The sequence below is a fragment of the Aeromicrobium sp. Sec7.5 genome, assembly GCF_036867135.1.
Lineage (GTDB): Bacteria > Actinomycetota > Actinomycetes > Propionibacteriales > Nocardioidaceae > Aeromicrobium.
Map to the genome: position 1 here is coordinate 329838 of NZ_JBAJIJ010000001.1, position 11315 is coordinate 341152.

Annotated in this window: 12 protein-coding genes; 6 read left to right on the top strand and 6 right to left on the bottom strand. The window is 72.7% G+C overall.

Annotated elements, in window-relative coordinates:
* Positions 1-41 precede the first annotated feature (41 nt).
* Both V6S66_RS01675 and V6S66_RS01680 read left to right on the top strand, forming a co-directional pair.
* Positions 42-1568, top strand: a complete 1527-nt coding sequence (locus V6S66_RS01675; RefSeq protein WP_334205044.1) for a catalase — start codon at positions 42-44, stop codon at positions 1566-1568.
* A gap of 185 nt (positions 1569-1753) precedes the next feature.
* Positions 1754-2536, top strand: coding sequence for a hypothetical protein (locus tag V6S66_RS01680; protein ID WP_334205045.1), 783 nt, complete (start codon positions 1754-1756; stop codon positions 2534-2536).
* Here the strand turns inward: V6S66_RS01680 and V6S66_RS01685 are convergent.
* Positions 2496-3896 (bottom strand): MFS transporter, encoded by a 1401-nt coding sequence (locus V6S66_RS01685; protein WP_334205046.1) that lies wholly within the window; start codon positions 3894-3896, stop codon positions 2496-2498. The genes V6S66_RS01680 and V6S66_RS01685 overlap by 41 nt on opposite strands.
* A gap of 518 nt (positions 3897-4414) precedes the next feature.
* Here V6S66_RS01685 and V6S66_RS01690 point away from each other — a divergent pair.
* The 3 genes from V6S66_RS01690 to V6S66_RS01700 all read left to right on the top strand — a co-directional run bounded on the left by V6S66_RS01690 (position 4415) and on the right by V6S66_RS01700 (position 6722).
* Positions 4415-5179 carry a sulfite exporter TauE/SafE family protein gene (locus V6S66_RS01690; protein ID WP_334205047.1) on the top strand — a complete coding sequence of 255 codons (765 nt, stop codon included), beginning with the start codon at positions 4415-4417 and terminating at the stop codon, positions 5177-5179.
* 73 nt (positions 5180-5252) lie between these two features.
* Entirely contained in the window at positions 5253-5837 is a 585-nt protein-coding gene (locus V6S66_RS01695; RefSeq protein WP_334205048.1) for a TetR family transcriptional regulator, read from the top strand.
* A gap of 111 nt (positions 5838-5948) precedes the next feature.
* A complete protein-coding gene (locus V6S66_RS01700; RefSeq protein WP_334205049.1) occupies positions 5949-6722 on the top strand; it encodes an acyl-CoA dehydrogenase family protein in 774 nt (257 codons plus the stop codon).
* A 2-nt stretch (positions 6723-6724) separates the two neighbouring features.
* Here V6S66_RS01700 and V6S66_RS01705 read toward each other — a convergent pair whose 3' ends face one another.
* Genes V6S66_RS01705 through V6S66_RS01720 form a run of 4 tightly spaced genes read right to left on the bottom strand, consistent with a single transcriptional unit; the run spans position 6725 to position 9611 of the window.
* The gene (locus tag V6S66_RS01705) at positions 6725-7423 is read right to left on the bottom strand and encodes a glycosyltransferase (protein ID WP_334205050.1); all 699 of its coding nucleotides are present in this window, start codon (positions 7421-7423) and stop codon (positions 6725-6727) included.
* A complete protein-coding gene (locus tag V6S66_RS01710; protein WP_334205051.1) occupies positions 7416-7973 on the bottom strand; it encodes an SAM-dependent methyltransferase in 558 nt (185 codons plus the stop codon). Before V6S66_RS01710 ends, V6S66_RS01705 begins: the two co-directional genes overlap by 8 nt.
* The gene (locus tag V6S66_RS01715; protein ID WP_334205052.1) at positions 7970-8665 is read right to left on the bottom strand and encodes a PIG-L deacetylase family protein; all 696 of its coding nucleotides are present in this window, start codon (positions 8663-8665) and stop codon (positions 7970-7972) included. The genes V6S66_RS01710 and V6S66_RS01715 overlap by 4 nt, the downstream gene beginning before the upstream one ends.
* Positions 8658-9611, bottom strand: coding sequence for an acyl-CoA dehydrogenase family protein (locus V6S66_RS01720; RefSeq protein WP_334205053.1), 954 nt, complete (start codon positions 9609-9611; stop codon positions 8658-8660). Before V6S66_RS01720 ends, V6S66_RS01715 begins: the two co-directional genes overlap by 8 nt.
* A gap of 280 nt (positions 9612-9891) precedes the next feature.
* Between V6S66_RS01720 and V6S66_RS01725 the strand changes: the two genes are divergently transcribed.
* Positions 9892-10194 (top strand): putative quinol monooxygenase, encoded by a 303-nt coding sequence (locus tag V6S66_RS01725; protein ID WP_334205054.1) that lies wholly within the window; start codon positions 9892-9894, stop codon positions 10192-10194.
* 3 nt (positions 10195-10197) lie between these two features.
* Here the strand turns inward: V6S66_RS01725 and V6S66_RS01730 are convergent, their stop codons facing one another.
* Positions 10198-11199 (bottom strand): alpha/beta hydrolase fold domain-containing protein, encoded by a 1002-nt coding sequence (locus V6S66_RS01730; RefSeq protein ID WP_334205055.1) that lies wholly within the window; start codon positions 11197-11199, stop codon positions 10198-10200.
* Positions 11200-11315 lie beyond the last annotated feature (116 nt).

An 11315-nucleotide genomic window follows, 5' to 3' on the forward strand; every position in this document is an offset into this window, starting at 1 on the left:
GGGTACCCCCTGTCGGACTCATGCCGACCGAGGAGAACCCCATGCCTGACGAAGACCAGCGCCCCGCCACGACGACCGACGCCGGCGTCCCCGTCGCCAGCGACGAGCACTCGCTGTCGGTCGGCCCCGACGGGCCCCTGCTGCTGCAGGACCACTACCTCATCGAGCAGATGGCGAACTTCAACCGGGAGCGCATCCCGGAGCGTCAGCCGCACGCCAAGGGTGGCGGCGCCTTCGGCACGTTCGAGGTCACCGAGGACGTCACGGCGTTCACCCGCGCGGCCGTGTTCGCGCCCGGCACGAAGACCGACGTGCTGTCCCGGTTCTCGACCGTCGCGGGCGAGCGCGGCAGCCCCGACACGTGGCGCGACCCGCGGGGCTTCTCGCTCAAGTTCTTCACGAGCGAGGGCAACTGGGACATGGTCGGCAACAACACGCCGGTCTTCTTCGTCCGCGACCCCATGAAGTTCCAGCACTTCATCCGCTCGCAGAAACGCCGCCTCGACAACAACCTGCGCGACCACGACATGCAGTGGGACTTCTGGACCCTCGTGCCGGAGTCGGCGCACCAGGTCGCGTGGCTCATGGGCGACCGCGGCATTCCGCGCACGTGGCGGCACATGAACGGCTACTCGAGCCACACGTACTCGTGGATCAACGAGGCCGGTGAGCAGTTCTGGGTCAAGTACCACTTCAAGACCGACCAAGGCATCGAGACGTTCACCCAGGACGAGGCCGACCAGATGGCGTCGGCCGACACCGACTACCACCAGCGCGACCTGTTCGAGCACATCGAGGCCGGGGAGCACCCGAGCTGGACGCTGCACGTGCAGATCATGCCGTTCGACGACGCGAAGACGTACCGGATCAACCCGTTCGACCTCACCAAGGTCTGGCCGCACGCCGACTACCCCCTGCAGGAGGTCGGCAAGCTGACGTTGAACCGCAACGTCAGCGACTACCACGCCGAGATCGAGCAGGCCGCGTTCGAGCCGAACAACATCGTGCCGGGCACGGGTCTCTCGCCCGACAAGATGCTGCTCGCCCGCGGGTTCAGCTACGCCGACGCGCACCGCGCGCGCCTGGGCGTCAACTACAAGCAGATCCCGGTCAACGCGCCCAAGTCGCCGGTGCACAACTACCAGAAGGACGGCGCGATGCGGGTGCAGAACGCCACCTCGCCGGTGTACGCACCGAACTCCTACGGCGGCCCCGCGGCCGACCCGAGCCGCACCGACGACGGCGGCCGGTGGCACGCCGACGGCGACATGGTGCGCTCGGCGTACACGCTGCGCGAGGACGACGACGACTGGACGCAGGCCGGCGCCCTGGTGCGCGAGGTCATGGACGAGGCCGCTCGTGGACGCCTGGTCGACAACGTGGTGGGCCACCTGCTGAACGGGGTCAGCGAGCCGGTGCTGGCGCGCGCGTTCGAGTACTGGCGCAACATCGACGCCGACCTCGGCGCCGCGATCGAGTCGGGCGTGCGCGAGAAGGCCGACGAGACCGATCCGAAGGCCGGGGAGCAGGGCAACCCCGCGCGCTCGGACATGCAGAAGAAGGCCTGACCCCTGCCCCCGGGCGGTGAGCTAGCGCCCGTTCGTCCGCTCGGCGGTGAGACAGCGTCCGTTCCGCTCCCGGAAACGGACGCTGTCTCACCGCTGGCCACGGGGCGGCTCCTCACGCTCGGCGCCACGGTCGTGCTGGCGGTGCCGCTCATGCTTCCGACGCGGACGGGTACTCGGAGGACATCATGACGACACACGACTCAGATCGATCGAACTCGGCGCAGCGCCGACTCCTGCCGATCGCGGTGCTCGTGGCCGCGATCCTCCAGGTCGTCACACCGCTCGTCACGATCAACGGACCCGGGACCTCGCCCGGCGAGGGGTCCGGCCCGGAGCTGCTCATCACCCCGGTCGGGTGGGCGTTCTCGATCTGGGGCGTCATCTACACGCTGGCCATCGTGCAGGCCGCGGCGGCGCTGGTCACCGGCGCGCACGGCTCCGAGCGACGCCAGGTCGCGCAGCTCGTGCTGTACCTCGGCGGCGCGGTGTGGATCGTGCTGGCCGGTCTCGACAGCAGCCTGGCCACGGCGGCAGCGCTCGCGGTCATGTTCGCCGCTGCCGTGGTGGCGGTGCTCGTGGTCGCGCGCGAGCAGATCGAGCCGTCCTGGATGCGCCGGCTGACGCGCGCCGCCGTCGGCCTCTACGCAGGCTGGGTCACCGCAGCGTTCTTCCTCAACGCCTCGACCGCGCTGGTCGACGCCGGCGCCTTCGACGCGGGCGACCTCCCGTGGCAGGTCGTCGTGCTGGGACTGGCCGTCGCGACGCTGCTCGTGCTGACCATCGCTGCTCGCGGTCCGATCGCCTACGCGGTCGCCGGTGTCTGGGCGATGATCGGCATCGCCGTCACGGCGCGCGACAACGGCGACGACACGATCCTCGCCACCACGTTCGTGGGCACCGTGCTCATCGTCGCCGTCACCGCGGTCATCAGCTTGCGACGTCGGAGGGCACCGCTGCCGGTGCTCTGATCGACCGCAGGCCCACGGCCGACACGAGTGCCCCAGCCGCGAGCAGCACCGCGACGACCACGACGATCCGGTGGAAGCCCTCGACGTCGAGCACGCCCCCGGTGATCACGCCGATGAAGGCGACGGCGACCAGGCCGGCCACCCGCGAGATCGCGTTGTTGACCGCCGAGGCGATGCCGGCCTCGTCGGGGTGCACCTCGGCCAGGACGGTCGAGGTCAGCGGCGTGACCGTGACCGTGATGCCGAGGCCGAACAGGACCACCCCGGGCACGACCTGCCAGGCGACGTCGACGGGTTCGCGGACCGTCAGCATCCACAGGAAGCCCGCCGCCACGATGAGCGGGCCCGCCGTCATGAACCACCGCGGCCCGAGGCGCGCCGCGAGCGAGCCGACCCGGCTCGCGAGGAGCAGGGAGATGAGCGTCGGCGGCAGCATCACGAGTCCCGAGACCGTGGCCGACAGGCCACCGACCTCCTGGACCAGCAGAGGGATCGCCAGGGTGCCGAGCCCGATCGCGGCGTAGATGCCGATCGTGGCGAGGTTGCCCACGGCGAAGGCCCGGACCCGGAAGAGGCGCAGCGGCATCATCGGGTGGCGTGCGCGCCGCTCCCAGACCACGAACGCCGTGAGGCAGACGAACCCGCCGACGAGCGCGAGGACCACGAGCGGGTTGCCGAACCCGATGCGCTGGCCCTCGATCAGCGCGAAGACCGGGCCGGCGAGGCCGAGCACCGCGAGGACCGCGCCGAGCCAGTCGACGTAGGCGTGACCGTCGGTGCCGCGGTGCGCGTCCCGCGGGAGGCGGGCGACGAGTGCCAGGGTGGCTGCCGCCGGCACGACGACGATGCCGAAGACCCAGCGCCAACCCACCGTGTCGACCAGGACGCCACCCGCCAGCGGGCCCACGAGGAACGCCGTGCCGGTCCACGCGGTCCACGTGCCGATCGCTCGACCCATGGCCGGGCCGCTGAACGTCGCCGTGATGAGGGCCAGGCTCGACGGCACGAGGAGTGCACCGGCCACACCCTGCAGCGCCCGCGCCGCGATGAGCAGCTCGCCGTTCGGCGCGAGCGCCGCCAGGAGCGAGGTCGCGGCGAAGCCGATCAGGCCGACGGTCAGGATCCGTAGGCGTCCGAACGTGTCCGAAAGGGAGCCCGCGACCAGCATCAACGACCCGAGGGTCAGCAGGTAGCCGTCGACGACCCACGCCTGCAGCGTCACGCCACCGTCGAGCTCGCGGGCGATGTCGGGCAGGGCGACGTTGACGATCGATCCGTCGAGGAACGTCACGAAGGAGGCCAGGACGGCGACCGCCAGCACGGTGCGCTCGTGTGTGCTGCGCTCGTGGACGTCCTTCACGACCCGAGCCTAGGGCCCGCCGCCCCCGGTGGTTGAGGTGCGAGTGCGCTCTGGCGCGCGAGCCTCGAAACCTCGGTCAGGTTCTGGGTTGCGGTACCCCTTTCGAGGCTCGTTCCTCGCACCTCAAGGGGCGGGGCTTCGCCCGCAACCCCAGTGGTTGAGCCGGCGCGCTCGTTCCTCGCGCTCGCTTCCGTGGCTCGCTAGAGCGAGCCACGGGCGGCTCAGCCTCGCTTCGCTCGGCACGTGGTCACCCCCGGTGGTTGAGGTGCGAGTGCGCTCTGGCGCGCGAGCCTCGAAACCGCGGTCACGTTGGGGCTGACGTACCCCTTTCGAGGATCCACGGGCCGAGCCGCAGGCGAGGCAGGCGCCCGGGCGCAGCCCGGCACCGGCGAGGAACGAGCCGGTGGGGCCGCGAGGAACGAGCGGCGCGCCCTTTCGAGGCTCGTTCCTCGCACCTCAAGGGGCGGGGCTTCGCCCGCCACGGGCGGTCAGCGCCGGACCACCTAGGGTCGGACCTCATGAGCCCCGCGGAGATCGTCGCGATCGTCCTCGCGGGGGTCGCGGCGGGCACGATCAACGCGGTCGTCGGCTCCGGCACGTTGGTCACGTTCCCGACCTTGCTGGCCGTCGGCATCCCACCGGTGACCGCGAACGTCTCGAACACGATCGGCCTGGTCCCCGGGTCGATCTCGGGAGCCATCGGCTACCGCCGCGAGCTGAAGGGTCAGGCGCGGCGCGCCCTGCGACTGATCCCGGCGTCGGCCCTCGGAGCCGCCGCCGGTGCGGTGCTGCTCCTGGTGCTTCCCGCTGGCGCGTTCTCCGCCATCGTCCCTGCGCTGATCGTGCTGGGCTGCGTCCTGGTGGTGCTGGGCCCACGGATCTCGGCGGCCGTGGCTCGGCGCAACACCGACCGGGGCGAGCTGCCCGCGCACGGCACCTGGTGGACGCCGCCGGCGGTCGGCCTGACGGGCGTCTACGGCGGCTACTTCGGCGCGGCCCAGGGCATCATCCTGCTGGCGGTCATGGGCATCGGCATCGACGACGACCTGCAGCGGCTCAACGGGCTGAAGAACATCCTCGCCGCCGTGGCCAACGGGGTGTCGGGGCTGATCTTCATCGTCGTCGCGGACGTCGACTGGCTCGTCGTGCTCCTGATCGCGGTCGGCTCGGTCGTCGGTGCGCAGATCGGTGCGGCCTACGGCCGCCGTCTGCCCGACGTGGCGCTCCGCATCTTCATCGTGCTCGTCGGTGTGGTCGCGCTCGCGGCGTTCCTACGCGGCTGACTCGCCGCTGACGACGTCGTTCGCGTCCTAGGATGAGCCGATCCTCGTCGGCCCCGGCGAGGCGAGGAGGACCATGAGCGAGACCAGCCGACGCCTGCTCGAGGCAGCCACCGCGGCGTTCGCCGCGAAGGGCTTCCACGGCACCACGACCCGTGACATCGCCACGGGAGCGGGCGTCACGCCGGGTGCGGTCTACGTCCACCACCGGTCCAAGGAAGAGCTGCTCTTCCAGATCTCCCGCCACGGCCACGAGGCGACGCTCGCGCTGCTCACCTCGACGCTCGAGCAGGCGCCCGACGACCCGGCGGAGCAGCTGCGCGCGCTGATGTTCGAGTTCGCGCGGTGGGAGGCGGTGCACCACACCACGGCGCGCATCGTGAACTACGAGCTGCCAGCCCTGAGTCCGGAGCACCTCGCCGAGGTCATGGCCCTGCGGCAGGACCTGCGCCGCTTGGTGCGCGACCTCGTGGAGCGAGGCCAGGCGGCCGGCGTGTTCACCGTGACCGATGCGGGACTGGCGGTCGTCACCCTGATCTCGTTGTGCATCGACATCGCCCGCTGGTTCAGCGACGAGGGCGAGTGGAGTGCTGAGCAGGTGGCCGCCGGGGTCAGCGAGGCGGGCCTGCGACTCGTCGGTGCCGAGCCGCCCGCGCGTTGACGCCCCGATGCTTGACCGAAGGGGTGCTCGACCGAAGGGGTGCTTGACGGAGGGGGTGCCCGTCGTCGATGCTCAACTAACTAAGCGCTTAGTTACCACTGGGAGATCGCCATGGACAGCAGGCTCGACGACGCCCCGCGTCGCATGTTCGACGCCCTTCGCGCGTTCCTCGATCGCGCGGTGCGCCCGGCCGAGGCGACCTATCGCGAGCAGCTGGCGCTCCAGGACGACCCGTGGCACTGGACGGCTCCGCCGGTCCTGGCCGAGCTGCAGGACGAGGCGAAGGAGCTGGGACTGTGGAACCTGTTCCTGCCCGGCGACGCGGGGGCCGGACTGACGCGTGAGGAGCATCAGCCGCTGGCGAGACTGGCGGCGACCAGCCCGATCGGTCCGGTCGCGATCAACGGCGCGGAACCGGACACCGGGGTCATGACGTTGCTCTCGGCCCGCGGCACACCGGCGCAGAGGCGACGCTGGCTCGAGCCGCTGCTGGACGCCCGCGTGCGGTCGTCGCTCGCGTCGGCGTCGCGCGGCACGAGCATCGTCCGCGACGGCGACGAGTACGTGGTCACCGGACTTCAGCCCGCGGTGCCCGGTGCCCTGAATCCCGACGTGCGGATCCTCGTCGTCACGGGTCAGTCGGACCCCGACGCGGCCCCGGGTCGCGGGACGAGCCAGGTCCTCGTGCCGCGCAGCGCCGACGGCGTGACGGTCCACCGCTCGACCCACGTCGTGGGCGGGCGCCAGGAGGTCCAGCCGGGCGGTCTCGCGGTGCTCGTCCTCGACGAGGTGCGCGTCCCGGTGGTCAACCTCCTCGGGGACGGGGGCCACGGCAGCGTCGACGCGCCCGTGGGTCTGGACCGGAGCTCTCGCCGGACCGGCTGAGGTCAGGCTGCGGTGTCCGCGAGGTCGGTCGCGACACCGCCGACGACCCGGGAGTGGTGCCGCGCGGAGGTCGTGACGGCGGCGTCGTCGGCCCACGCCGGCACGGCGCCACCGGCCAGGAGGCGCTCGACCAGGTCGGCGTCCTCGTGCACCGGCAGGTCGTGGAATCCCCCAGCCGCGACGTAGGCCGCGGCGTGCACACCGAGGTTGGCCCCGTGGACGTGACCGTGGCCGGTCCCCTTCCCGGGCGCACGGTGGCGGCGGTAGGTGCGCAGCCATCGCCGATGGCGCGCGGCGTCCGCACGAGGCAGGGCCACCGTCCCGAGGAAGAGCTCGGCCCCGGACGTCGCGGCGTCGAGCTGGCACAGCAACCAGCGCGGTGGCACGACGCTGTCGGCGTCGGTGCAGGCCAGCCAGGTCACGCGCTCGTCGTCCGCACGGTCCAGGGCCCAGGCGCACCCGAGGGCGCGGGCGGCTCCCACGTTCCCCTCGGTCGCGACCAGCACGTGCGCGCCGGCCGCGAGCGCGACCTCGGCCGTGCGGTCGACGCAGGCGTCGGCCACGACGACGACGTCGACCGTGAGGCCGGGCGGGAGGTTGAGGGCGGCGGTCTGGACGGCGTGGACGGCCGCCGCGACGGTGCGCTCCTCGTCGCGGGCCGGGATCACGACCGCGACGTGCTCGACGGGTGACTCATGCACGACCGAACACCTCCAGCCGGTAGTCGTCCTCGACGTGCTCCACGACGCGCGCGAGACCCGGGCTGGCGCCGAACTCGGCGTGGGCCGCGTCGCCCGTGCAGGCGGCCTCGTCGAAGGGGTGTCGCCAGTCGACCAGCACGACGTGGCCGTCGACGCCGAGGCTCCTGACCACGTGGGCCAGCACCTGGGCCCGGACGTCGGCGGAGAGGAAGTAGAGGACCTCCGAGAGCACCACGAGGTCGAGCTCGCCGTCCGGCCAGTCCGGCAGCGACGACTGCGCGAAGGTCACGTGGCTCGCGGGCACCGTCGCCCGGGCCGTGACGAGAGGTTCCGCGACGGTGTCGGTGGCGATCAGCTCGTCGCACCGCGGCGCCAGCAGGGCGGTGAGCAGGCCGATCGAGCAACCCGGTTCGAACGCGCGCCGGTACCGCTCCCGCGGCAGGCTGGCGACGGTGACGTCGTACTTGCGCTTTTCGTACGGGTTCGTGGCCAGGTGCCAGGGATCGTCGGAGGTGGTGTACATCCGCTCGAAGTAGGCGGGGTCGGTCATACGACCACGACCTCGGGCGCCTCGGTGGCGTGACGCAGGAGCGCGTCGTCGACCACGGCGGCGTCGCCCGCATCCACGCCCACGGCCCGGACCTGGGTCACGAAGGCGTCGAGCGCCCGGCGCTTCAGGTCGCGGGCAGCCGGGGCCGCCACCAGTCGTCGGGCCGACGGGAGCCACGGCTCGTCCGTGGGGGTCGTCCAGACCCACGTCCAGATCGGGAATCGCCAGAGCGCGGGTCCGTCGGCGCACAGCTCGCGGGCGACCTCGCCGAGGACGTCGTGGTCGGGGTGGCCGTCGGACTCGAACGGTGCCAGCACGAGGTCGGCGGCGCGGACCAGCGGCTCGAGCGAGTCCCGCAGGTCGTCGCGCGCCGTCGTCAGCCCTCCGTCGGGCAGTCCGAGGCGGTGGACCTCGGGATCGGTGAAGCCCAGGCGACTGAGGGCGTCGATCAGCTCGCGCGGTCGCCGCTCGCGCAGCTCCTCGGAGGTCACGGACGTGCTCTCGGGGTGCGAGGCCTCCCCGTCGGTGGCGGTGACGAACGCGATCGGGCGGGCGGTCTGGCAGGCGAGCCAGGCGCCGACGGCGAGGACCTCGTCGTCGGGGTGCGCCGAGAGCACGAGGACACGCCCGCCCGGGTCGTGGGGGCGCTCGAGCGGCAGGACCGCCAGGGCGTCCCGCCAGGTGTCAGTCATGACGGCCCCCCAGGGCCCCGAGTCGCTCGAGATCGCGCTCGGCGTGGTGCTGCCGCACGAAGACCTGCAGGTCGTGGACGTGCTCGGCATGGGCTCCGTCGAACGCCAGGGGGCCGGGTCCGAGGGCCCGACCGACGTGGCTCACGACGCTCTCCGCGACCTCGGCGGCCTGGGCGCGGAGCGCGTGCGCGAGCCGCTCGGCGCGATCGACCGACAGCGGCTCCCCGTCGGCGATCGCCGCGGCGGCGTCCATCGCGAGCGTCGAGGTGTCGAGCGCCGCGCGCACGGCGCCCAGGTGAGCAAGGGCGTGCGGGCCCAGCGTTCCGGCGGCATCCTCCAGGGTCGCGGCGACGCCGCGCGCGCCGCCGAGCCAGCAGGCCGCGATGCCGATCGCGCCGAGCCAGAAGCCGGTCCGGTCGACGTAGGCGCCCGCGCTGCCGACGGGGCGAGTGGGGACGTCGTCGAACGCGAGCGACGCGGTGTCGGCGCGGCTCATGCCGGGTCCTGACCAGGCCGGGCCGTCACTGGTGGGCGTGATGCCGCTCGAGGCGAGGTCGACCGCGAACATCCGGCTCCCGTCGTCGGTCCGGGCCGTGACGAGGGCGTGCGTCACGAGCGAGGCTCCCGAGCAGAACGCCTTCGTGCCGGTCAGGGTCCAGCTGTCGTCGCGATCCGAGGCCTGCAGCACGGCGAACGGGGGTTCGGCGGCCCACACGGCCCAGATCTCGTCGGCCCCGGGCGTCGGCCCACCGAGCTCGGCGATGATCGCGACCGCGTCGTGGTGCGGCTCCACGACCTTGACCAGGGGGAGGTCGTCGGCGGCGATGTCCGCGAGGGCGGTCCACCGGCGCGCCGTGCCTCCGCCGCCGGGCAGCGGCAGCGGATCGGCGACGTGCTGGCGGACGTCGCTGGACGTCAGCGGCGGACGCGACGGCGAGATCGACATGATTCCTCACGGACGACGGAGCGCCCGGCTGCCGGCTGAACCAGGGACCTCCACCGTCCCACGGTCCGGCGGGCCCGCAACTGCAACGACGGCGACGACCCAGACGCGGCGTGAGGCCGGATCTCGTGCGATTGGCGGGCCTCCTGGTGCAGGAGTCCGGATCAGGTCGCGTCATCGTTCATCCGGGGACCCGCCCCGGAGGTGGGCACGCTGTCGACCCACGGCTACGGTGCAGGCGAGCCCTCGAGCGAGGAGCCGCCCCACCAGCAGGAGGTCCGTCATGAGTGAGCAGGTCGAGGTCGTGGCGACGTTCGTCGCCAAGCCCGGGCAGGGCGAGCAGCTTGAGGAGATCCTCGCCGGTGCCCTCACCTCGGTCCGCGCCGAGGAGGGCTGCCTGCGCTACGACTTCTACCGGGTGCGGCGCGACGACACCGCGTTCGTGATGGTCGAGGAGTGGGCGTCGAAGGACGCGCTGCGCGCGCACGGCTCGAGCGACGCCTTCCAGGCCCTGTCGCTGCGCCTGGCCGAGGTCGTGGCCGAGGCGCCCGTGATCCGGCTGCTCGATCCGGTCGCCCCCGCCTGATCCTCAGACGGGCTCGGTGAACGCGGCCCGCGCGGCCGCGAGCAGGGCACGGCGGAAGCGACGCGTCGTCTCGGCGCCGTCGCCGAACCCGGAGTCGGCGCCGTGGAACATCCCCGGCTCGACGTGCAGCGTGCAGCGCACCCCGGCCGCGGTGAGCCGGCGTGCGTACTCCACGTCCTCGTCGTGGAACAGGTCGATGTCGCCGACCCCGATCCAGGCGGGCGGGAGGCCGGAGAGGTCGGCCCGTCGTGCGGCCGCCGCGTACTCCGGTGCCGCGTCCCGCCCGGCCGGATGCCCGAGGTAGCCGGTCCAGCCGAAGCGGTTCGACCGCGGGTTCCAGACGAGGTGGGGCCGGCGGCTGACGGGTCGCCGGACGGTGCGGTCGTCGAGCATCGGGTAGACCAGCAGCTGGAACGCGATCGGTGTGCGCCCCTCGTCCAGGGCGCGTTGCGCCAGGGCGGCGGCGAGCCCACCGCCGGCACTGGCCCCGCCCACCGCGACCCGGGCGGGGTCGACGCCCAGCTGCTCGGCATGGTCGTGCAACCAGTCCAGGGCGGCCACGGCGTCGTCGAGCGCCGCCGGGAACGGGTCCTCCGGTGCGAGCCGGTACTCGGCCGCGACGACCACGACGCCCAGCCTCGAGGCGAGCCAGCTGCACGTGTGCTGGTCGTTCTCCGGCCGCCCGGCGACGTAGCCCCCGCCGTGGAACCACAGCAGCGCGCCCGCGGCGGGCGCGCCACCGGCCGGCCGATGCACGAGGACCCGGCCGTGGTCGAGGTGGATCTCGGTCACCTCGACGCCGGGCTCGACGGTCGAGCCGGGCGTCATGGCCCGGCGCAGCACCGCCAGGTGCAGGCTGCTCCGGACCGACAGCGGGAGCGCGAGCGACGGGACCCTGAGGTCGGGCGCGACGTGGGGCAGCACCCGGCGATGGGGGCCGATGCGCAGGAGCAGTCGCGTGGCGAGGGCGGCCGTGCGTCCGAGGAACCTTCGGGCGGTGCGCACGGGTCCATCGTGGCGCACGTGGCCCGACTCCGTGGCGCTTCCCGCACCGCCGTCTCCGTCCGGGTGAGGGGCGGTCGATCTAACACTCTGGTCACAATCGTCGCCAGCGTGTAATA

Bases quoted from the DNA above. Each gene is read 5' to 3' on its own strand.
- V6S66_RS01675 (WP_334205044.1), top strand. From the start codon at position 42: ATGCCTGACGAAGACCAGCGCCCCGCCACGACGACCGACGCCGGCGTC.
- V6S66_RS01680 (WP_334205045.1), top strand. From the start codon at position 1,754: ATGACGACACACGACTCAGATCGATCGAACTCGGCGCAGCGCCGACTC.
- V6S66_RS01690 (WP_334205047.1), top strand. From the start codon at position 4,415: ATGAGCCCCGCGGAGATCGTCGCGATCGTCCTCGCGGGGGTCGCGGCG.
- V6S66_RS01695 (WP_334205048.1), top strand. From the start codon at position 5,253: ATGAGCGAGACCAGCCGACGCCTGCTCGAGGCAGCCACCGCGGCGTTC.
- V6S66_RS01700 (WP_334205049.1), top strand. From the start codon at position 5,949: ATGGACAGCAGGCTCGACGACGCCCCGCGTCGCATGTTCGACGCCCTT.
- V6S66_RS01710 (WP_334205051.1), bottom strand. From the start codon at position 7,973: ATGACCGACCCCGCCTACTTCGAGCGGATGTACACCACCTCCGACGAT.
- V6S66_RS01715 (WP_334205052.1), bottom strand. From the start codon at position 8,665: ATGACTGACACCTGGCGGGACGCCCTGGCGGTCCTGCCGCTCGAGCGC.
- V6S66_RS01720 (WP_334205053.1), bottom strand. From the start codon at position 9,611: ATGTCGATCTCGCCGTCGCGTCCGCCGCTGACGTCCAGCGACGTCCGC.
- V6S66_RS01725 (WP_334205054.1), top strand. From the start codon at position 9,892: ATGAGTGAGCAGGTCGAGGTCGTGGCGACGTTCGTCGCCAAGCCCGGG.